At 70.8% G+C, this 20,999-nt stretch carries 21 protein-coding genes and 1 tRNA gene; 7 read left to right on the forward strand and 15 right to left on the reverse strand.

Annotated elements, in window-relative coordinates; all coding sequences use genetic code 11:
* Together Q9S36_RS07490 and Q9S36_RS07495 are read left to right on the forward strand one after the other, a co-directional pair.
* Positions 1-1,515, forward strand: coding sequence for an ATP-binding protein (locus Q9S36_RS07490; protein WP_311284585.1), 1,515 nt, complete (start codon positions 1-3; stop codon positions 1,513-1,515).
* Positions 1,512-2,168, forward strand: coding sequence for a response regulator transcription factor (locus Q9S36_RS07495; RefSeq protein ID WP_311284586.1), 657 nt, complete (start codon positions 1,512-1,514; stop codon positions 2,166-2,168). Before Q9S36_RS07490 ends, Q9S36_RS07495 begins: the two co-directional genes overlap by 4 nt.
* Before the next feature lie 73 nt (positions 2,169-2,241).
* Here the strand turns inward: Q9S36_RS07495 and Q9S36_RS07500 are convergent, their stop codons facing one another.
* From Q9S36_RS07500 to Q9S36_RS07515, 4 genes are all read right to left on the reverse strand, one after another.
* The gene (locus Q9S36_RS07500; protein WP_311284587.1) at positions 2,242-3,081 is read right to left on the reverse strand and encodes a hypothetical protein; all 840 of its coding nucleotides are present in this window, start codon (positions 3,079-3,081) and stop codon (positions 2,242-2,244) included.
* A gap of 192 nt (positions 3,082-3,273) precedes the next feature.
* Positions 3,274-4,632, reverse strand: coding sequence for a PhoH family protein (locus tag Q9S36_RS07505; protein ID WP_396653728.1), 1,359 nt, complete (start codon positions 4,630-4,632; stop codon positions 3,274-3,276).
* A 180-nt stretch (positions 4,633-4,812) separates the two neighbouring features.
* On the reverse strand, positions 4,813-5,925 hold the full coding sequence (locus tag Q9S36_RS07510) for an aminotransferase class V-fold PLP-dependent enzyme (RefSeq protein ID WP_311285059.1): 1,113 nt from the start codon (positions 5,923-5,925) through the stop codon (positions 4,813-4,815).
* Positions 5,926-5,994: 69 nt separating this feature from the next.
* A complete protein-coding gene (locus Q9S36_RS07515) occupies positions 5,995-6,780 on the reverse strand; it encodes an isoprenyl transferase (RefSeq protein ID WP_311284588.1) in 786 nt (261 codons plus the stop codon).
* 123 nt (positions 6,781-6,903) lie between these two features.
* Here Q9S36_RS07515 and Q9S36_RS07520 point away from each other — a divergent pair, with 123 nt between their 5' ends.
* Complete coding sequence (locus Q9S36_RS07520; RefSeq protein WP_311284589.1) at positions 6,904-7,632, forward strand: hemolysin III family protein; 729 nt, start codon at positions 6,904-6,906, stop codon at positions 7,630-7,632.
* Positions 7,633-7,636: 4 nt separating this feature from the next.
* Here Q9S36_RS07520 and Q9S36_RS07525 read toward each other — a convergent pair whose 3' ends face one another.
* Positions 7,637-7,972, reverse strand: a complete 336-nt coding sequence (locus Q9S36_RS07525; RefSeq protein WP_311284590.1) for a hypothetical protein — start codon at positions 7,970-7,972, stop codon at positions 7,637-7,639.
* Positions 7,973-8,084: 112 nt separating this feature from the next.
* Between Q9S36_RS07525 and Q9S36_RS07530 the strand changes: the two genes are divergently transcribed.
* Both Q9S36_RS07530 and greA read left to right on the forward strand, forming a co-directional pair.
* On the forward strand, positions 8,085-8,477 hold the full coding sequence (locus Q9S36_RS07530; protein WP_251450411.1) for a DUF4307 domain-containing protein: 393 nt from the start codon (positions 8,085-8,087) through the stop codon (positions 8,475-8,477).
* Between the two features lie 84 nt (positions 8,478-8,561).
* Entirely contained in the window at positions 8,562-9,053 is a 492-nt protein-coding gene (gene greA / locus Q9S36_RS07535) for a transcription elongation factor GreA (protein ID WP_311284591.1), read from the forward strand.
* 39 nt (positions 9,054-9,092) lie between these two features.
* Here greA and ilvA read toward each other — a convergent pair whose 3' ends face one another.
* A complete protein-coding gene (gene ilvA, locus Q9S36_RS07540; protein WP_311284592.1) occupies positions 9,093-10,349 on the reverse strand; it encodes a threonine ammonia-lyase in 1,257 nt (418 codons plus the stop codon).
* A complete protein-coding gene (locus tag Q9S36_RS07545) occupies positions 10,346-11,539 on the reverse strand; it encodes an AI-2E family transporter (RefSeq protein ID WP_311284593.1) in 1,194 nt (397 codons plus the stop codon). Before Q9S36_RS07545 ends, ilvA begins: the two co-directional genes overlap by 4 nt.
* 82 nt (positions 11,540-11,621) lie before the next feature.
* On the opposite strand from Q9S36_RS07545, the gene Q9S36_RS07550 reads away from it, so the two are divergent.
* Positions 11,622-12,926 (forward strand): DNA glycosylase AlkZ-like family protein, encoded by a 1,305-nt coding sequence (locus Q9S36_RS07550; protein ID WP_311284594.1) that lies wholly within the window; start codon positions 11,622-11,624, stop codon positions 12,924-12,926.
* Positions 12,923-13,828: a hypothetical protein gene (locus tag Q9S36_RS07555; RefSeq protein WP_311284595.1), complete on the forward strand. Its 906-nt coding sequence runs from the start codon at positions 12,923-12,925 to the stop codon at positions 13,826-13,828. The genes Q9S36_RS07550 and Q9S36_RS07555 overlap by 4 nt, the downstream gene beginning before the upstream one ends.
* A gap of 34 nt (positions 13,829-13,862) precedes the next feature.
* Here Q9S36_RS07555 and Q9S36_RS07560 read toward each other — a convergent pair whose 3' ends face one another.
* From Q9S36_RS07560 to eno, 8 genes are all read right to left on the reverse strand, one after another.
* Positions 13,863-14,948, reverse strand: a complete 1,086-nt coding sequence (locus Q9S36_RS07560) for a DNA glycosylase AlkZ-like family protein (RefSeq protein WP_311284596.1) — start codon at positions 14,946-14,948, stop codon at positions 13,863-13,865.
* A gap of 18 nt (positions 14,949-14,966) precedes the next feature.
* Positions 14,967-15,533: a LemA family protein gene (locus Q9S36_RS07565; protein WP_251450422.1), complete on the reverse strand. Its 567-nt coding sequence runs from the start codon at positions 15,531-15,533 to the stop codon at positions 14,967-14,969.
* Between the two features lie 160 nt (positions 15,534-15,693).
* A tRNA-Leu gene (locus Q9S36_RS07570) sits at positions 15,694-15,767 on the reverse strand.
* Between the two features lie 29 nt (positions 15,768-15,796).
* The gene (locus tag Q9S36_RS07575; protein ID WP_311285060.1) at positions 15,797-17,221 is read right to left on the reverse strand and encodes an FAD-dependent oxidoreductase; all 1,425 of its coding nucleotides are present in this window, start codon (positions 17,219-17,221) and stop codon (positions 15,797-15,799) included.
* Positions 17,222-17,255: 34 nt separating this feature from the next.
* Positions 17,256-18,530 (reverse strand): S8 family serine peptidase, encoded by a 1,275-nt coding sequence (locus Q9S36_RS07580; RefSeq protein WP_311284597.1) that lies wholly within the window; start codon positions 18,528-18,530, stop codon positions 17,256-17,258.
* Positions 18,527-19,054 (reverse strand): DUF501 domain-containing protein, encoded by a 528-nt coding sequence (locus Q9S36_RS07585; RefSeq protein WP_311284598.1) that lies wholly within the window; start codon positions 19,052-19,054, stop codon positions 18,527-18,529. The genes Q9S36_RS07580 and Q9S36_RS07585 overlap by 4 nt, the downstream gene beginning before the upstream one ends.
* Before the next feature lie 56 nt (positions 19,055-19,110).
* Positions 19,111-19,668 carry a septum formation initiator family protein gene (locus Q9S36_RS07590; RefSeq protein ID WP_311284599.1) on the reverse strand — a complete coding sequence of 186 codons (558 nt, stop codon included), beginning with the start codon at positions 19,666-19,668 and terminating at the stop codon, positions 19,111-19,113.
* A gap of 45 nt (positions 19,669-19,713) precedes the next feature.
* Complete coding sequence (eno, locus tag Q9S36_RS07595) at positions 19,714-20,994, reverse strand: phosphopyruvate hydratase (RefSeq protein ID WP_251450430.1); 1,281 nt, start codon at positions 20,992-20,994, stop codon at positions 19,714-19,716.
* Positions 20,995-20,999: the final 5 nt, after the last annotated feature.

A 20,999-nucleotide genomic window follows, 5' to 3' on the forward strand; every position in this document is an offset into this window, starting at 1 on the left:
GTGGCACCCACCTCCCGGCCGCTCACGGCGCGTGCGCGCATCCTCGGCGCGATCCTCGCCGTGGCGTGCATCGGTCTTGCGATCGTGGGAAGCGTGACCTTCATCGTGCAGCGCGAGCGCATCGTCCGCGAGGTCGAGGCGCGGCTGTACGGGCAGGTGGAGCGTCTGCAGACAGTCGCGGGTCTCGGTGGTGACAGCGGCGCGTCCGAGGTCGGCACCCCCTCGACATCGCAGGATCCCCCCGTGCAGCAGTACGCCTCGGTCGACGACTATCTGCGCGATGCCGTGGCCCGCCTGGTGCCGGGGCGGAACGAGGCATCCGTGGCGATCGTCGACGGCGCGGCGCGCTTCCGGCCCACGACGCTGTCGGGCTTCGACATCGCCGACGACCGCGCCCTCATCGCCCGCGTCAGCGCCGAGACCGCCGCGACGGGCGAGACGGTCTCAGGCACCGCCAGCAGCGGGGACGGCGCCCTGCGCTACATCGCCGTCCCGGTCCAGGTGGCCGGCGATCCCCGCGAGGGCGTGTACCTGAGGGCCATAGATCTCGAGGCCGAGCTCGAGCCCGTCACCGCAGGCATGGCCACCTACGCCCTGGCCGCGGTGATCGTGCTCGCCGCGATCGGCGTCGTCGGCTGGTTCGTGACAGGGCGGTTGCTCTCTCCCATCCGTCATCTGCGCGAGACCGCCGACGCGATCACCATCGAGGACCTCTCCCCGCGCATGCGCGCGCGCGGCACCGATGACATCGCCGATCTCTCTCGCACCGTCAACTCGATGCTCGACCGCCTGGAGGGCTCCGTCGACGTCCAGCGTCAGCTTCTGGACGATGTGCGCCACGAACTCAAGACGCCGATCACCATCGTGCGCGGCCACCTCGAGCTGATGAACACGCGCGACGCCGCGGATGTGGAAGCCGCCCGCGAGATCGGGATGGCCGAACTCGACCGGATGACCCGACTGGTCGAAGACATCGACCTGCTGGCCGCTGCGGAGGGCGACGCCTACACGATGGGCGAGGTCGACCTGGGCGCCCTCACCGCGCGCGTGGGCGAGCTCGTCGCAGTGATCCCCGGGCATGCCTGGAGCGTGGAGTCCTACGCCGCCGGGCACGTCGTCGCCGACGGCGACCGCCTGCTGCAGGCGTGGCTTCAGCTCGCCGACAACGCGGCCAAGTACACACCGCCGGGTTCGCCCATCGAGATCGGCAGCGCCCTGGACGCCACCGGCACCCAGCTCTGGGTGCGCGACCACGGCCCCGGCATCCCGCCGGCGGCCCGGCACCGCATCTTCCGTCGCTTCGACCGCGCACAGATCAAACGCGAGATCGGCGGCTCCGGTCTCGGGCTCGCGATCGTCGACGCCATCGCCAAGTCCCACGGCGGTGTGTGCGCCGTGTCGGACACCCCCGGCGGCGGAGCCACCTTCACCATCCACCTGCCCTCGGCGTCGGCCAGCCTGCCCTCTCCGGTGCGTGCGGGAGACGTCGTCCTGCAACGAGAGGCTTCGGAATGACCAAGATCCTCATCATCGAGGACGAGTCGCGCATCGCCTCGTTCGTCAGCCGCGGGCTGGAGGCGGCCGGCTACGAGACGCAGACCGTCGAGGACGGCGGTGAGGGGCTGGCGGCAGCCCTCCACGGCGACGCCGACCTCGTGCTGCTGGACGTCGGTCTTCCCACGATGGACGGCTTCGAGGTGCTGCGCGCCCTGCGCGCCGAGCGGAACACCATCCCCGTCATCATGCTCACCGCTCGTTCGAGCACCCGCGACACCGTCGACGGGCTCGACGCCGGCGCCAACGACTACGTGCCGAAGCCGTTCACGTTCGACGAGCTGCTCGCCCGTGTGCGTTCGCGCCTGCGCGAGACCGCACTGTCGCCCGGAGTCAGCATCACCCATGGCGATGTCGTGCTCGATGTGCTCGCGCGCCGCGCGACGGTGGGTGGGCGCGAGGTGGAGCTGTCGACGCGCGAGTTCGCACTCGCCGAGCAGTTCCTGCGCAATCCGGGTCGCGTCCTCAGCCGTGAGGTGCTGCTCAGCCGCGTGTGGGGCCTGGACTTCGACCCCGGATCGAACGTCGTCGACGTCTACGTGCGGTACCTGCGCGGCAAGCTCGGCGCTGCGCACATCATCACCGTGCGTGGGGCGGGGTACCGCTGGGAGTAGCCCGTTGCACGAAGAAGCCCCCGGCGCTGGGGGACACCGGGGGCTGTGACGGCCGGCGGGGGAACCGGCCTCATCAATCGCGCTGGTCTGGGGGAACGCGCGATTGGGCTTTCTTCGCACCGGTCCCGAGCGCGAGCCCGGGATTGTCCGCGGAGCGACCCGTCGAGGGGACGGGAGTCTGGGGAGGCGTGGCGGCGTGAGCGCGCGTGTTGGCTGCGCGCTCCTCCGCGACAGGGGAACGCTGAGCGGGGCCGGATGCCGCGTTCTCTCGGGCCGGCGCGGACGACGCTCTCTGCGTTGAGGACTCGGTCGAGAGCTTCTCGTCGGCAGGACCGCGCTCGGCGCCGGAGCCCGAACGAGAACCGGGACCTTCGGAATCGACCGCGCCCGGTTCCACCAGGTCGGCATCCGTGAGCCGTCCGCCCTCGGGCATGTCCGGCTCGGACGCCCCACCGTCGTCGGCGAGTCCGGCGAACCAGCGGTCGACGCGATCGGCGGACCAGCCACGGCTCAGCGCCCAGTCGCGGAGAAGGTCTGGGGCACCGTCGTCGCGCCACGCCGAGACCGATGCCTCAGCGACCTCGAGGTCGAACGGCGCGGCATCCGGCACGATCCCCGGCTCGGGTGCGGGGACGACCTCGGCCCGGGCAACCGGCGCCGGCGGGGCCGGCTCCGCGCCGGCTCCGACCGCCGTGGCATCGCTCGACGCAGCGTCAGGGCGGTTCGTCGGGGCGGCGGCCGGCGGCACCGGTGTCGGAGAGGCGGACGGCACGAGCAGGGGTGCGGCGCCGACCGGTGATCCGGCCGCATCGGCGAGGACGGCCGAGGTGGTGACGGCGACGGCGGCCATCACGGCGATGCTGGCCACGACGGTGGCGGCGCCGCCGACGGCGAAGCGTCTCCGAGTGTCCACGGCATCCTTCCCTGCATCCGTCGATCAGCGCACAGACGTGGAGGCGTCCCCACGCGCAGCTACCATGTTTCCAGACTGGTACGGCCGGCGAGGCACTTCGGCGATGAGACTCTTCTCATTCGGTGGGCGGATCGCACCCGCCCGCACGCGACGAGGGGGCCGGGATGCGGCATCCCGGCCCCCTCGTCGTCGTCAGGCCAGTTCGCCCGCTTCGAGCAGATCGGTCACCAGAGCGGCGATCGCCGAGCGCTCGGACCGCGTGAGTGTCACGTGCCCGAACAGTCCGTGACCCTTCAGCGTCTCGATGACCGAGGCGACACCGTCGTGGCGCCCCACCCTCAGGTTGTCGCGCTGACCCACGTCGTGGGTGAGCACGACGCGGGAGTTCTGCCCCATGCGGCTGAGGACGGTGAGCAGGACGTTCCGTTCGAGCGACTGGGCCTCGTCGACGATCACGAAGGCATCGTGCAGCGAGCGTCCCCTGATGTGGGTCAGGGGCATGACCTCGAGCAGACCGCGCTCGACGACCTCGTCGAGGACATTCCCCGACACGACCGAGCCGAGGGTGTCGAAGACGGCCTGCCCCCACGGGTTCATCTTCTCGGCCTGGTCGCCGGGGAGGTAGCCGAGCTCCTGCCCGCCCACCGCGAACAGCGGACGGAAGACGATGATCTTCTTCTGCTGCTGGCGTTCGAGCACCGCCTCCAGTCCCGCACACAGCGCGAGGGCGGACTTCCCCGTGCCGGCGCGGCCGCCGAGCGAGACGATGCCGACCTCGGGATCCAGCAGCAGGTCGATGGCGATCCGCTGCTCGGCGGAGCGCCCGTGCAGACCGAAGACCTCGCGGTCGCCTCGCACCAGCCGGTATCCGCCGTCGCCGGTGACCCGGCCGAGCGCCGAGCCTCGTTCGGAGTGGATGATCAGGCCGGTGTTGACGGGCAGACCGCGCACGTCCTCGCTCGTGGCCACCTCGGTCTCGTACAGGTCGCTGATCTCGTCGCCCGAGACGTCGATGGCCGTGATGCCCGTCCACCCCGAGTCGACGGCCTGCTCGGCGAGGTACTCCTCGGCGGTGAGACCGATGGATGCCGCCTTGACGCGCATCGGGAGGTCCTTCGACACGATGGTGACGTCCTGTCCCTCGCCCGCCAAATGCATGGCGACGGCGAGGATGCGGCTGTCGTTGTCGCCGAGGCGCATGCCGGCGGGCAGGACCGCGGGGTCGGTGTTGGACAGCTCCACGCGCAGGGTGCCCCCGGTGCCGACCTCGACGGGATAGTCCAGCCGGCCGTGCTCGATGCGCATCTCGTCGAGATGGCGCAGCGCCTGACGGGCGAAGTATCCGATCTCGGGATCGTGACGCTTCCCCTCGAGTTCGGTGATCACCACGACCGGGATCACGATGCTGTGCTCGGCGAACCGGAAGAAGGCTCGGGGGTCGCTCAGCAGGACCGATGTGTCCAGGACGTAGGTGCGCAAGGCCGTATCGCTTTCCGCGACCTCCTCGTCGAGGATCCGACTGCGCTGATCGTGTGGTGCTCGTGTGGTCACAACCCACTCCCGTCCCGGGTGCTTCACCCGGCAGTCACGAGTCGACCAGGGTCACGAGTCGCGATCTCAGGCCGACTCGAACGGGCTCCGTGCCCGTTGGGTTGAAACTACGACCACGATGATTCTCCGGCGATTCCGACACGCGGCGAGTTGGTTACGCCCGGGTTAATTCCGTGGCCGTCACCACACGCGGGCGGCGGAGAACTCCGCCAGCGCGTCTCCCAGCAGGCGGATGCTGTCGGCGCCGGTCCCCGCGTGGGGCGCGACGCGGATGAGCCCGGAGCGCACCGTCACCGTGATGCCGTGGTTGGCCAGGGATGCCGCCAGCGGCGCGGCATCCTGCGGAGCCGGAGCGAGCGTCACGATACCGGCGTGCTGCGTCGGTTCGCGCGGCGTGAGCACGGGGATGCCGTAGCGATCGGCGGTGAAGAAGACGTCCCGCGCCCGCCCGGCCACCTCGCCCTCGATCGCGGAGACCCCGACCTCGGCGATCTCGCGGAGTGCGGCGGCCAGCCGCGACGCGGCGAGCGCATCGGGCCATGCGACGGTGAACGCGCGGGCCGAAGCGGAAGGAAGCGGCACGACATCCACGGGAAGGTCGCCGTCGGTGCCCGCGAAGCCCGACAGCACCGGCGCGAGACGCTCCAGCGCCCGCTCGCCGAAGCGTGCGAAGCCGGTGCCGCGACCGGCTCGGAGCCACTTGTAGCCGTTCGCGCAGACGACATCGGCGGCGCCGTAGTCTGCGTCCACGACGCCGAAGCCCTGAATGGCGTCGACGATGAGCAGGCGATCGCCGATCACGTCGCGCAGCGCGGTGAGGTCGGCGCGGTACCCCGTGCGGAAGTCGACCAGGCTGACGGCGAGGGCGCGGGTGTCGTCGGTGAGCGACGCACGCACCAGCTCCGGGGTGACCATCCCGTCTTCCGGATCCATCCACTGCACCTGCAGCGAGCCGAGAGCGTCCGCCGCACGTTGGGCGGTGACGGTGAGACTGGGGAACTCCGCCCGCGAGACCAGCAGCCCGCCCGCGACGCCGTAGATGGCGTGCATGAGTCCATACGTGGTCGACGGCTGGAGGACCACCTGGTCGGGCGCGGCATCCAGCATTCCGGCGAGAAGCTCGCGGGCGTCGGCCACGTGCTCCCCGACGAGGTCGAGGCTCGAGCGCCGCCCGGAGCCGAGCAGCTCGGTGTCGGCCCCCGCCTCCGCGCGCACGGACGGCGACAGCGGGCCGAAGGAGGCCCAGTCCAGATATCCCGGCTCGGCATCGAACGAGGCCAGGAACGACTCCATATCCGCCACGACGTCATTCTGGCACGACGCGCTGCGCACCGGGCCGGGTCGATGCGGGAGAGCGGCCGGTCAGCCGCCGAAACGGCGATCGCGGCTGGCGTAGTCGCGCATCGCGCGCAGGAAGTCCACCTCGCGAAGGTCGGGTCCGAGCGCCTCGACGAAATAGAACTCGGAGTGCGCGCTCTGCCACAGCAGGAAGTCGCTGAGACGCTGCTCCCCCGACGTGCGGATGACGAGGTCCGGGTCGGGCTGGCCGCCGGTGTACAGGTGCTCGCCGATCTGCTCGGGAGTGAGGTTGGCCGCCAGCTCCTCGAGCGACCCGCCGCCGCCCCCGTGCTGGGCGATGATGCTGCGCACGGCGTCGACGATCTCGCCGCGGCCGCCGTAGGCCACGGCCAGGTTGACGTGCAGGCCGCTGTTGCCGGTCGTTCGCCTCTCCGCCTCGGCCAGGACGCGGGCGAGCTCCGTCGGGAGCTCCTCGGTCCGGCCGACGTGCTTGACCCGCCAATCGCGCTCGTGCGAGAGCTCGTCGGCCAGTTCCGCGATGATCTCGATGAGATCCGAGAGCTCGCGCGAGTCGCGCTTGCGCAGGTTGTCGCTCGACAGCAGATAGAGCGACACCACCCCCACGCCGATGTCATCGCACCACCCGAGGAACTCGCGCATCTTCGCCGCCCCCGCCCGATGACCGTGGGCGGCGGAATCGTAGCCGAGCTGGCGCGCCCATCGGCGGTTGCCGTCGATCATCATCGCGATGTGGTGGGGCACGTCCTCGGGCCGCAGGCGGCGCCGGAGCCTGTTGATGTACAGACGGTAGAGAGGACCTCTCCCCTCGTTCGACGAAGCATGCGCCACACGCTTACGCTATCGTCCCCGTCGCCCGGCTCCGCGCGGCTCCGCGCAATGGGACCCGGTCCCACCGGCAATGGGATCGAGTATGTACGGGTGCCGGTATGGCCGGGGATCTACCCTGGAGCAATGGCCCGCCGCAGCCCCACTCCCCCCGAACCCGACGTCCCGCACCTGCCCCTCATGGAGGCCGCGCACGTCGACGCGGTCGTCGACGTGCGGCCCACGTGGCGCGGGTGGATCCACGCCGCGACCTTCCCGATCGCGATCGTCGCGGGGATCGTGCTGATCGCCGCTGCGCAGGGCTCGGCGGCCAAGATCGCCTCGGCGATCTTCATGGTGGGCTCGCTGCTGCTGTTCGGCATCTCGGCGCTGTACCACCGGTTCGACTGGAGCCCGAAGACGAAGGTCCTGCTCAAGCGCATCGACCACGCCAACATCGTGCTGCTCATCGCCGGCACCTACACCCCGATCGCCGTCCTCGCGCTCCCCACCCCGAAGACCGTCCTGCTCATGTCCCTGGTGTGGGGCGGAGCGCTGGTGGGCATCCTCTTCCGCGTCTTCTGGGTGCACGCACCGCGGTGGCTCTACGTCGCGCTGTACCTCGCTCTCGGCTGGGCCGCGGTGATGTATCTCCCCGACCTGCTCGCGGCCAACGCGGCGATGATGATCCTGGTGTGCGTCGGCGGACTGCTCTACACCGCGGGCGCGATCGTGTACGCCATGAAGCGCCCGAACCCGTGGCCCGGGCACTTCGGGTTCCACGAGATCTTCCACGTGTGCACGGTCCTGGCGTTCCTGTGCCATTGGACGGCATGCCTGCTCATCGCCATCGAGCCGGCGTACCACGGCGGCTGAGCCGTCACTCGCCCCGCGGCGGCCGCTGATCGGACGCGTCGTCCTGCGCAGCGGAATCCGTGTCGGCGGCCCGCTGCCTCGCGTCCCGCTCCTCGGCCGCGCGCTGCTCGGCCGCGCGCTCCTCGGCGTCGAGCTCCTCGGCGATGTCGGCGCGGACGCGTCCCCGGCGGATGCGGCGCAGCATATCGGCCACCAGCAGCACCACCGCCAGCGCGATGAACGCGATGATGGCGAAGCCCCAGACCCCCGGCGTGACCAGTTCGGGGTCGACCGTCGGCGTCGGGGTGGGGGTGGCGGCGCCGGTGACGACGTGGGCGACGGCGGAGAGAGCGTGCGGCATGGTGTCCTCGATCGAGCGCGGAGCAGGCGTACGGCATGGGCGGGTGATGGCCCGACGCGGCGACGACGGCGCGTAGCCTGGTGGTCCCAGCCTAATCTTCGGAGCGGACCCCATGACCACGGCAGAGATGCTCGACGAGCGATACGGTCGTACGCGCACGCCCCGATCGAAGTGGATGCTGGGCGCGGCGATCGGGATCGGCGCGGTGCTCACGGGCCTGCTCGCGTGGTCGGTGGTCGCTCCCACCTTCGAGACCGTCGACGTGGACACCACGAGCTTCGAAGTCGTCGACGAGCACACGGTCGAACTGGGGTTCCAGTTCAGCGGCCCGGTCGGCCGCACCGTCGCGTGCGCGCTCGAGGCGCAGGACACCGAGCACGGCGTGGTCGGCTGGCGCGTCGTCGAGTTCCCGGCATCCGACCAGGCTGCGCGGGCTTTTCGGGAGGTCATCCCCACGACGGCAGAGGCCACGACGGGTTTGGTCAACGCCTGCTGGGTGACGTAGTCTGTCGCGAAGACCTTCTCGTGACGCCCTGGCCGGAGCCGGGGCGTTTCGAACATCCGGACCCTCATATCGAAGGAGTCAGACGTGTCCAACGATGCCCAGGTGACCTTTCTCACGCAGGATGCGTACGACCGTCTCGCCGCCGAGCTCGAGCACCTCTCCACCACCGGTCGCGAAGAGATCGCCAAACGCATCGAGGCGGCGCGCGAAGAGGGCGACCTCAAGGAGAACGGCGGATACCACGCCGCCAAGGACGAGCAGGGCAAGCAGGAGGCCCGGATCCGCACCCTGCAGTCGCTCTTGAAGAACGCCACCGTGGGCGAAGCGCCCGAAAGCACCGGAATGGTCGAACCCGGCACCGTGGTCACGGCGGTCATCGCGGGAGGCGAAGAGGTCTTCCTCCTCGGCAGCCGCGAGATCGCAGCGAACAGCGAGCTCGACGTCTACAGCGAGGCCTCACCGCTCGGCTCCGCCATCCTGGGACTGGCCGAGGGCGACAGCACCAGCTACACCGCCCCGAACGGGCGCGAGATCTCGGTCGAGATCGTCAAGGTCGAGACTTATCACGGGCAGTAGCCGCGCGCGTCCCATCGGGGTGGGCGGTGGGTTCCGGGGTCAGTCCGGCACGACGGTGGGCGCGTAACCCGCCTCTTCGAGCACCGTGATGACGTGTGCGCGGTGCTCCTCGCCGCGCGTCTCGACGCTCAGCTGCAGGATCACCTCGCTGATCTGCAGGCCCTGTCCGTGCCGCGTGTGCAGCACCTCGATGACGTTGGCTCCCGCGTGGGCAAGCAGCTCCGAGACGCGCGCGAGCTGACCGGGACGATCCGGCAGCGGGATCTGCAGGGTCATGTAGCGTCCCGAGGCCGCGAGTCCGTGCGCGACCACGCGCTGCAGGAGGAGCGGATCGATGTTTCCGCCCGAGAGCACGGCCACGGTCGGCCCCGACGCCGTGACCTTGCCGGCGAGGATCGCGGCCACCCCCACGGCACCCGCGGGCTCCACGACCTGCTTGGCCCGCTCGAGCAGCACGAGGAGCGCCCGGGCGATGTCGTCGTCGGAGACGGTGACGACATCGTCCACGAGGTCGCGGATGATCTCGAAGGGAAGGTCGCCGGGGCGCGCCACGGCGATGCCGTCCGCGATCGTCGGGCGGGTCTCGATCTCGAGGGGCTCCCCGGCGGCGAGCGACGACGGGTAGGCCGCGGCGTTCTCCGCCTGGACCCCGATGATGCGCACCGTTCGCCCGGCCGCACGCGCGCGGGCCTTGGCCGCGGCGGCGACGCCGGCGAGCAGCCCTCCCCCGCCTATCCCCACCACGATCGTCTCGACGTCGGGAAGCTCGTCCATGATCTCCAGGCCGAGGGTGCCCTGCCCCGCGATGACGTCCGGGTGATCGAAGGGGTGGATGAAGACGGCGCCCGTGCGCTCGGCGAACTCCGCCGCCAGACGCAGCGGCGTCTCGACCGTGGCGCCCTCGAGGACGACGTCCGCACCGTAGCCGCGGGTGGCGAGCAGCTTCGGCACGGGCACCCCGAGCGGCATGAAGATCGTGGCGTGGATGCCGAGGGCCTTGGCCGCCAGCGCGACACCCTGGGCGTGGTTGCCCGCGGACGCCGCGACGACCCCGCGCGCCCGCTCCTCGGCGGTCAGGCGCGACAGTCGGTACGTCGCGCCCCGGATCTTGAACGAGCCGGTGCGCTGGAGGTTCTCGAGCTTGAGGTGGACGGGGACGCCGAGCACATCGCTGAGATTCTGCGAGTAGTCCAGAGGCGTGGTCGAGATCACGCCGGCGAGGGCCGCAGCGGCGCTGTCGACCTCCGCCAAAGTGGGGATGCGGCCGGCCACGACGGACGACGGGTCGGTGCTCACGCGGGTGTCCTCCTCGGACGCGGGACGGTGGACCAGATGAGATCGCCCGAGGGCGGCGCTGCCCCGGTCTCCCACGCGCGATCGCCGAGGTACACGGCGACGACGTTGACGAAGGCGGCGAGGGGCACGGCGAACAGGGCGCCCGGGATGCCGGCGATGAGAGCGCCGCCGGCGACGACGAGCACCACCGCCAGCGGGTGCACCTTCACGGCCGAGCCCATCAGGAGGGGCTGGAGGACATGACCCTCCAGCTGCTGGACCCCGAGCACGACCACCAGCATCCACAGCGCGATCCAGGGCCCGTTGTAGACCAGCGCGAGGAACACCGCGACCGCGCCCGTCAGAACCGCACCGACGATGGGGATGAAAGCGCCGAGGAAGACCAGGACGGCGATCGGGATCGCCAAAGGCACGCCCAGGAAGAACGCGCCCAGCCCGATGCCGATGGCGTCGATCGTGGCAACGAGCAGCTGCGTGCGCGCGTAGTTGACCACCGTCACCCATCCGGCGCGCGCCGCGCCGTCCACGGCCGGACGCGCGCGCCGCGGGAACAGCCGCGTGCTCCACCGCCAGATCCCCGCCCCGTCCGCCAGCAGCGTCAGGAGGATGAAGAGGGTCAGCAGCGCACCGGTGGCGACGTGGCCGATGGTCGTGCCGATCGCCAGCGCACCGCTCCACAGGGCACCCGCCTGCTCCTGGATGAGCGACCACGCCTGTCCCAGCAGGTCGTCGATCTGCCCGGCGGTCAGGTGCAGCGGCCCTTGGATGAGGTACTGCCGGAACTCTCCCACCGCTTCCACCGTGCGCTCGCTCACCGACGGCCACTCGCGGGTCACCTGCCAGATCACCAGCCACATCAGGCCCGACACGACCGCCAGGGTCGTGAGCACCGAGACCACGATGGCCAGCCAGCGGGGCACGCGATGACGCAGCATCCAGCCGAACCCCGGTGAGAGGAGGGCGGTGATGAGGATCGCGATCAGCAGGGGGATGACGAGGAGCTTCAGCTGGATGATCAGCCAGATGGCCACGGCGGCTGCGGCGGCCACGACCAGAAGACGCCACGAGTAGGCGGTGGCGATGCGCAGCCCGCGCGGAACGGTCGCGCCGATCTCGGACGAGACGACGCGACTGCGATCCTTCAGCGCGTCCAGCAGGGAGCCGCGCGGCTTGTCGTCGGAGCCGCTCATCCCGCCAGTCTAGGCGCGTGGCATACCGCGCCGTTCATGAGCCCGAGGCGACATGTCGGCGGCCGTCGTTAGGCTGACGCGCGTGAGATCCACGCTCAGCACTGCCGAGGCGCGGCGCATCGCGCTGGCCGCCCAGGGCTTCGCCCGGCCCCGGCCCGCCGCGGTGACGACGCGCCAGCTCAACTCGGCGATCCGCCGGATGGGGACGCTGCAGATCGACTCGGTGAACGTCTTCGCACGCTCGCACTACATGCCCCTGTTCTCGCGCCTGGGCGTCTACGATCCCGCGGACCTGGATCGCCTTCTGTTCGCCCGCCGTGCACCGTACGTGGAGTACTGGGCGCATGTGGCCGCCTTCATCCCCGCCGCGGACTGGGCGCTCTTCCGCTTCCGCATGGACGACAACCGCGCGAAGTACGGCACTGACCCGGACGGATGGTTTCGGCGCCACAGCGACATCGTCGACTGGGTGCGCGGCGAGCTCGCCGAGCGGGGGCCGCTGCGCCCCGCGCAGCTCGAGCACGACGCGCAGCGCTCATCGCGCCGCGGGCCCTGGTGGGACTGGGACGTGGTGAAGAACGCCTTGGAGTACCTCTGGCTCTTCGGCGAGGTGGCCATTGCGGGTCGCCAGGGATTCGAACGCCGCTACGCCCTCGCGGAGCAGGTGATACCGGCTGCGGTCCTGGACTCCGTCATCCCGCGGCCGGACGCGATCCGAGAACTCGTCGCGCGAGCGAGCGCCGCGTACGGCGTGGCGACGGCATCCGACCTCGCCGACTACTGGCGTCTCAGGGATCGACCGGCGGTGCACCGTGCGATCGCCGAACTCCAGGACGCCGGCGTTCTGCAGCCGGTCACCGTGGCCGGCTGGACCAGCGCGGGAAGACCGGCCAAGGCGTGGCTGCACCGCGACGCCGTCCTCCCCCGGCGCGTCGACGCCGCCGCACTGCTGACACCGTTCGATCCGATGGTGTGGTTCCGCGACCGCGCCGAGCGGCTCTTCGACTTCGCGTACCGCATCGAGATCTACACACCGGCCCCGCGCCGTCGCTACGGCTACTATTCCCTGCCCGTCCTGCTCGGCGACGACGTGGTCGGACGCGTCGACCTCAAGGCGGATCGCGCGCGCTCGACGCTGCTGGTGCAATCGGCCTGGTGGGAGCACGGTCGACCTGCGGATGCCGCGGAGCGCCTCGCCACCGAGGTGCGCACCGCCGCGGCATGGCAGCGACTGGAGAGCATCTCGGTGTCGCGCTGGGGCGACGCCGCCGATGACGTCGCGGCAGCGCTCCCCGAAGCCGAGCGGCACGACAGCCGGCCTGACGTCTCGGAAGCGGCCCCTGCCACGGGGGCAGCGGGTGACGCACCGGCTAACGTGGACGGGTGAGACCTCGAGCGGTGATGGGCATCGCCGTCGGCACCGTGCTCGCGGTCACGGCGATCGTCATCACGGCGTGGCTGTTCACGCGGCCCTCAGGACCGGATGCCGTCGCCGACGCGTTCCTCTCCGCCTTGGCGGCCGGCAAGGGCGACGATGCGGCCGCTCTTCTGGCCGATCCCCCGCCGGAGGCCATCGTCGAACGCTTCGCCGACGCCGCGGCCTACATCAGCGACCCGGACGTACGCTCGATCGACGCGGCCAGCGACGACGCCGCGACCGCCGTCGCCGACATCGCGCTCGGGGGCACGACGACCCGTGTCACCCTGGCCCTCGTGCGCACGCCGGTCGGCTGGCGCGTACAGGACGGGCTCGGGAGCGTCACCGCCGGCACCACGCTCGGCGACAGCATCCGTATCGGAGGTGTCCTCGCGCGGGCGGGCGATGCGGTGCCGGTGCTCCCCGCCGCCTACGACGTCGAGGCCGCGCCCGGTGATCTCCTGGTCGGGCGCGAGGAGGCACTGGCGCTTCCGGGCGCCGAGGTCGAGGTGACGGTGCGGGCCGCGCTCGGACCCGACGCCGAGACCCGGGCGCAGGAGGGCGTGGACGCCTACTCCGACGACTGCGCGCGCCCCGCCGATGCCGTGCCCGAGCGGTGCGGCATCCGCATCCCGTGGGCGGCGGACCTCGCGACCCTGACGGCGGTCGACTTCCGCATCGAGGCACACCCGGTGGTGGAGCTGTCCGAGGAGGATCTGTCGTTCACGGCGACCGACGGTGTGCTCGTGGCCACGGTGACCGGTGTGACTCGGACCGGGGACGAGGGCTCGTTCACCTACCGCACCGATACCTGGACGCTGCGCGGAGACCTCTCCTTCCGCGGCGACCGGATGGTGCTCGCCGTGCGGTGATCGGGGTACCCCGACGCATGATCGGATCGCGGCCTCAGCCGCGCCTGAGCTCCAGGCCGAGCCACCGCGCGAGCTCCTGGACCTCGTTCTCGACCGCGTCGTCGATCTCGGGAGTGAACGGGATGTCCTCGTGGACGGCATGCACCGTCAGTACTCCGGCGCGACGATCCGCTTTGGCGTCGAGCTTCCCGACGAACCGGTCGCCGTGGAGGATCGGCAGGGCGAAGTATCCCCACCGGCGCGCGGTCGCGGGCTTGTACATCTCCAGCACGTACTCGAACTCGAAGAGCTGCTGCAGCCGGTCGCGGTCGAACACCAGTCGGTCGAAGGGCGAGACCAGCGCGGTGCGCGGCGCGAAGGTGTCCAGCTCGTCAAGAGCGGCCGCGTCCACCCGCCACTCGCCGTCGACGCCCTCCACCACGACCGGATCGCCGATCTCGCCGACATCGATGGCCTCGACCGGCTGCGCGACGCTGCGCACTCGCGCGATGCCCAGCGCGCCCAGGCGCCGCTGCGCCCGCTCGCGCGCCGCGTCCTCCGCACTGAGCGTCTCGACGTCGGCCGGATACACCCGCTCGGCGAGGTCGAAGAGACGGCCTTTGGCGTCCCGCGAGTGGATCGCGACGTCGCCGGTCATCACGAGGATCTCGAGCAGCTGCAGCGTGTTGCGGTTGTCGGTCCAGCCGGTGGAACGCCACGGCACCTGAGCACCGTCGGGGATCTCGGTCGGCCGGAGCGGTCCGTCCGCGCGGAGCCTGGCCATCACGTCCCTGCGGAACCGGTCGTTGGCCTCGAGCCAGTCCCGTGCCGAGCGGGATGCCGGGCGAGTGCGCATCTCGGGGATCAGCAGGGCGAGATCCGTCATCGCGCGGTAGAACCCGCCCCACTCGAAGACCGCACGGTCCACCTCGACCAGCCGGACGAGATCATCGGGCTGATACGGCCATCCCAGGCGTGACCAGAGGATGAGGTCGGCGCTCGGCGCGATCGCGGCGGTCGGCTCGATGTTGACGACGGTGAGGGCGTCGATCGTCTCGACGATGCCGACCGGGCGTGCCGCGCCCAGCAGCTGAGCATGGACGGCGAGTCGCCTCGCCTGCGCTCTCGTCAGCGGCCGCACGACGGGCGCCCGCCGGGCTCAGAACTGGACGCGCGGCGGCTCGCTGATCGCGGCACCGTCGACCACCTCGAAGAACTCGCGCTCGTGGAAGCCGAGGTTCCGCGCGAAGAGGTTGTTCGGGAAGACCTTGATCTTGGTGTTGAGCTCGCGCACGCCGCCGTTGTAGAACCGGCGCGAGGCCTGGATCTTGTCTTCGGTGTCGACGATCGACTGCTGCAGCTGCAGGAAGTTCTGGCTCGCCTGCAATTGCGGATACGCCTCGGCGACGGCGAAGAGCGACTTCAGGGCCCGCTGCATGTGACCTTCCGCCACGCCCGCAGCCGCGGGGCTCTCGGCGGTGATGGTCTCGGCGCGTGCGCGGGTGACGTTCTCGAACACGGCTTTCTCATGGGCTGCGTACCCCTTGACCGCTTCGATGAGGTTCGGCAGCAGGTCGGCGCGGCGCTTGAGCTGAACGGTGATGTCGCTCCACGCCTCGTCGACACGGACATTGAGCTGCACGAGCGAGTTGTAGGTCGCCCACAGGTAGATGCCCGCGATGACGACGAGCGCCACCACGATGAGGACGGGGATCAACCATTCCATTGCCAGGCACTCCGTTCGCGGTTTGACCTCATCCTAGCCACGGCATCCCTCGCGCACCGGTGCGCACCGACGTCTCTCAGCCGTTACCCACCGAGCGTCCGGTGCGGCGTACCGACCGGGTACGAGTGAGGGCGGCGTCCGTGGACGCCGCCCTCACTCGTACCCCCGCCGGGACTCGAACCCGGACTGGAGCGGGTTTAAGCCGCCTGCCTCTGCCGATTGGGCTACGGGGGCGCCGCTCGCGCGACGCCACCACGCTACCGTCAGCGCGCGGCGGCGGCCTCCTTGTCTGCTTCGACCTTCTCGGGCTGGTCGGCGATCTTGCCCTGCTCGCGCGGCTCTGCCGGCGGCGTGCTGGCCGGCTGTGCCGGGCGGGGACGCGCGGCGAACTCCTCGAACACGTAGCGCGGGTTCTGCACGGTCGAGAGGTTCACGATGTCGCGACCCAGCCAGAGGTTGTTCCACCAGCCCCACACCACCCGGAACTTGCGCTCCCAGGTGGGCATCGCCAGACCGTGGTAGCCGCGGTGGGCGACCCACGCGACGAGGCCCTTGAGGGCGATGTTGCCGGACTGGAAGACGCCGTTGTACAGCCCCAGGCCCGCGACGGCACCGAGGTTCTTGTGGACGTATTCCTTCGGCAGCTCGCCGCGCAGCACGGCGGTGATGTTCTTGGCCATCAGCTTGCCCTGGCGTACGGCGTGCTGGGCGTTGGGGACGCAGTAGCCGCCCACGCCGCCGCCCGTGAGGTCGGGCACGGCAGATACGTCGCCGGCTGCCCACGCGCCCTCGACGAATTCCTCGTCGGTGCCGACGCGCAGATCGGGGCGCGTGCGGATGCGACCGCGCTCCTCTACGGGGAGGTCGCTGCCGCGGACGACGGTGGGGTTGGCCATCACGCCGGCGGTCCAGATGATGAGGTCGGACGGGATCGTCTCGCCGGTGGACAGCTCGATGTTGCCGTCGACGGCGCCCGTGACCTGGGTGTCCAGGTGCACGTTGGCCCCGCGCTTGGCCAGGTCCTTCAGCACCCATTCGCTGGTCTTCAGCGAGACTTCGGGCATGATGCGGCCCATGGCCTCGACGAGGTGGAAGTGCGTGTCCTCGAACGTCAGCTGCGGGTAGAACTTGATCAGCGACGACGCCAGCGAACGCAGCTCGGCGAACACCTCGATGCCGGCGAAGCCACCGCCGACGACGACGACGGTGAGCAGGCGGTCGCGCTCGGGGCCGGCAGGCAGCGTGGAGGCCTTGTCGAAGTTCGACATGAGGCGGTCGCGGATCGCGACGGCCTCTTCGATGGTCTTGAGGCCGATGGCGTTGTCGGCGATCCCCGGGATGGGGAAGGTGCGCGAGACCGCGCCGGCGGTGACGACGATCTGGTCGTACTCCACCTGGTACGCCTCACCGGCGACGGGCGTGATCGTGGCGACCTTGTCGGCGTGCTGGATACCGGTCACCTTGCCGGCGATCACGGTGGACCGCTTGAGGTGGCGACGCAGCGCCACCACCGAGTGACGGGCTTCGATCGAACCTGCGGCCACCTCAGGGAGGAACGGCTGATAGGTCATGTACGGGAGCGGATCGACGACGGTGACGTCGGCTTCGCCTTTGCGCAGGAGCTTCTCGAGCTTCCAGGCCGTGTAGAAGCCTGCGTAGCCGCCACCGACGATGAGGATCTTGGGCACGGTGTTGGTCACGGTTTGGAGTTCTCCTCCTGTGTCAGCGGCTCGGCGCGCGGGACGCCAATCGGATGCGTCGGACAGCAGCGGTGACGCCGAGCCCGACCAGTATAGCCGTGACGGTGAAGACCAGAAGCGGCACCGTTCCGTACAGCAGCGTCTGCTGGTTCGGAAGAAGCGGTGAGGCGGCCCGTTCGGCGGGGTCCGCGGGCGGGAGCGGGTCGACCTCGACCGGCTGCGCGGAAGGCTCCGGGACGGGGTCGCTCTGGGCGCGCCGGTGGATGCGGATCCAGTCCGCGAGGCTGCCCATCGGGTTCGCCGTGACCGTGGCGACGGTCTCGGTGACGGCCGCCTCGGCGTCCACGAGTCCGTAGCCGTAGAGGGGATCGGGTACGGCGCTGGAGCCCGCGGGCGGGGTGGCTGTGCTGATGATGCGGTTGATGACGTTGGCCGCGTCCAGGTCGGGGTGGGCGGCGCGCACGAGGGCGGCGACACCGGCGACGATCGGCGCGGCGCCGCTCGTCCCGTTCCAGCGCACGAGGCGGCCGTCCGCCGAGACGCCGATGAGTTCCTCGCTGGGAGCCGCGACACCGATCGTGATCCCCTGGGTGGATGCTTCGACGCTCGCGCGGCCGTCCGGATCGACGCCCGCCACGGTGAGCACCCCGGGGATCGTCGCGGGAGCGCCGACGCGATCGGTGCCGCTCCCCCGGTTGCCGGCGGCGACCACAACGACGACGTCGTTGTCGAAGGCGTAGGTGAAGGCGTCGTCCCAGCTGGTGTCCCAGTCCGGGGTGTTCGTGGTGAGCGAGAGGTTGATGATGTCGGCCCCGTTGTCGACCGACCAGCGGATGGCCTCCGCGATCTGCTGCGAGAACGGCACGGCCGACGAGGTGCCGAAGCCGACGGACACCGCGAGGATCTCCGCCTCCGGCGCGACGCCGATCATGCCCTCATCGGGGCCCGTGCCCCGGCCGGCTGCGAGCGATGCCACCCAGCTGCCGTGGTTGGCGTCCACGGCGCCCACCGGCATCCTTCCGTCGGGGGCGCCGACGCCCGACACGTCGATGCCACCGACGACGGCCCCCTCGAACTCGACCGGGCCGCGACCCACGCCGGTGTCGATCACGGCGATGCGCACGCCCTCACCTCGGGTGGTCTCCCACGCAGCCTCGATGCCGTAGTCCTCGAGCCAGTACTGCGCGGCGCGGACCGGGTCCTCTTCGGGCTGGGCCTCGGGGGTGGCCGCGGCCGACGGAGACGCCAGCGTCAGTACGAGCGCCGTCGCCGCCGCGACGATCGGGGTCAGCCTCATCCGCCGGTCCCCGCCGTACCGGGCTCGACGCACGAGCAGCGCTCGGGCGACCACGTCGACCGGGCCAGCGCGCGGTCGCCGAACGGGTTCACACCGGGACCGGCGGCCAGCGCGTGCGCGGCGAGGGCGTGCAGGCACTTCACGCGCACCGGCATGCCCCCGGCCGAGATGCCCTCGATCTCTTCGACGGCGCCGTAGCCCGCGCGATCGCGCAGGTACGCCTCGTGCGCTGCGCTGTAGTGAGCGGCGAGCTCGTCGTCGGCGGCGAGCTCGTCGCTGAACTCCCGCATCACCTGCGTGGCCTCCAGGGCCGACATCGCGGCCGTGGCGCCCGGGTGGGTGAGGTAGTAGAACGTGGGGAACGGCGTGCCGTCGTCCAGCCGGGGAGCGGTCGCAGCCACTGTCGGATTGCCGCACACGCAGCGCGCGGCGATGCCGACGACGCCGCGCGCAGGGCGTCCGAGCTGCTGGCGGAGCACCGCCAGATCGGCGTCGGACACGGGGGCGTAGGGCGGCGTCGTCACCCGGCAAGGCTAGCGCCGTCGCCTGGGACGAGTCTGCATCCGCGGCGACCTCGGGACTACTCCGCGGTGTCGGAGGGCGACGGGGTCGGCGCCGGATCGGGCACGCCGACGGTGATCGGGGCGACTCCGGTGGTGGCGAGCCCCGCCTCGGTGATCGAGCGGACGAGCTGGCCCATCCAGTCGGTGCGGGTGGCTTGCACGTCCTCGCTGACGGCGCGCTGCTCCTGGGGCACCAGCTCGGGCGGCAGGTCGTTGTCGACGAGGTAGACCACTTCGCCGGGACGCACGTAGTAAAGCCGCTCGCGGGCCTGCGTGGTGATGTAGGCAGGGTCGCGCCAGCGGTCGCGCTGCGCCTCGAGGTCGGCGACCTCGTCGCGGGTGAGCTGGACGCTCTCTTCGAGGGCGGCCAGCTGCTGACGCTGCGAGACGTACGTACCCACGGTGGGGACGAGAACGAAGGCGGCGAGGACGACCAGCCCCAGCATGATCACCATGAAGCCGGACAGCCGGATGCCCGACAGCCAGACGCGCGCGTCGACGGCACCGCGCGCGGCGCGCGCCCCGGCCGACGCGCGCCGGGGAACGCGAGAGGGGGGACTAGGGCTCTTCGCCATGTTCCCCCCTCTCGGTGTCGGTCTCGCGACCGCGCGAGGCGGCCGTCAGCTGGTGAAGCGCGGGAAGGCCGCGCGGCCGATGAAGGTCGCCGCGTCGCCCAGCTCTTCCTCGATGCGCAGAAGCTGATTGTATTTCGCCACGCGCTCGCTGCGCGCGGGCGCGCCGCTCTTGATCTGACCGGCGCCGGTGGCGACGGCGAGGTCGGCGATCGTGGTGTCCTCGGTCTCACCCGAGCGGTGCGACAGCATCGCGGTGTAGCCGGCGCGGTGGGCCATGTCGACCGCGTCGAGCGTCTCGGACAGCGTGCCGATCTGGTTGACCTTGACCAGGAGCGAGTTGGCGACGCCCCGCTTGATGCCGTCCGCCAGGCGCTGCGGGTTGGTGACGAAGAGGTCGTCGCCGACGAGCTGCGTCCTGGTGCCGAGCGCGTCGGTGAGGGCCTTCCAGTTGTCCCAGTCATCCTCGGCGAGCGCGTCCTCGATGGTCACGATCGGGTAGTCGTTGACGAGCCCGACGTAGTACTCGGTGAGCTCGGCGGCCGTCCAGTCCTTGTTGTCGAGGCGGTACACGCCGTCGTTGAAGAACTCGGTCGCCGCCACGTCCAGGCCCAGCGCGATGTCGCTACCGGGAGTGAAGCCGGCCTTCTCGATGGCGCGCACGAGGAAGTCGAGACCCTCGCGGTTGCTCGGCAGGTCGGGGGCGAAGCCGCCCTCGTCGCCGAGGCCCGTCGCGAAGCCCGCGGCCTTCAGCTCGCCCTTGAGGACGTGGTAGACCTCGGTGCCCCAGCGCAGCGACTCGGCGAACGTCTCGGCGCCGATGGGGGCGAGGAAGAACTCCTGCATGTCGATGCCGTTGTCGGCGTGCTCGCCGCCGTTGATGACGTTGAACAGCGGCACGGGAAGGACGTGCGCGTTGGGTCCGCCGAGGTAGCGGAACAGCGGCAGGTCGGCGCTGTCGGCCGCGGCCTTCGCCACGGCGAGCGAGACACCGAGGATGGCGTTGGCGCCGCAGCGGGACTTGTTCTCGGTGCCGTCGGTCTCGAGGAGGATCTCGTCGACGACGCGCTGCTCGCTCGCCTCGACGCCCTCGATGGCAGGGCCGAGCTCGTCGATGACGGCGGCGACGGCCTTGAGGACGCCCTTCCCGCCGTAGCGGCTCTTGTCGCCGTCGCGCAGCTCGTACGCTTCGAACGCGCCGGTGGATGCGCCGGAGGGGACGGCCGCGCGCTGGACGATCCCGTCGTCGAGCAGCACCTCCACTTCGACGGTGGGGTTGCCGCGCGAGTCCAGGATCTCGCGCGCGCCTACAGCCTCGATCTGTGCCACAGGAA

This window comes from Microbacterium sp. ARD31 (assembly GCF_031844425.1).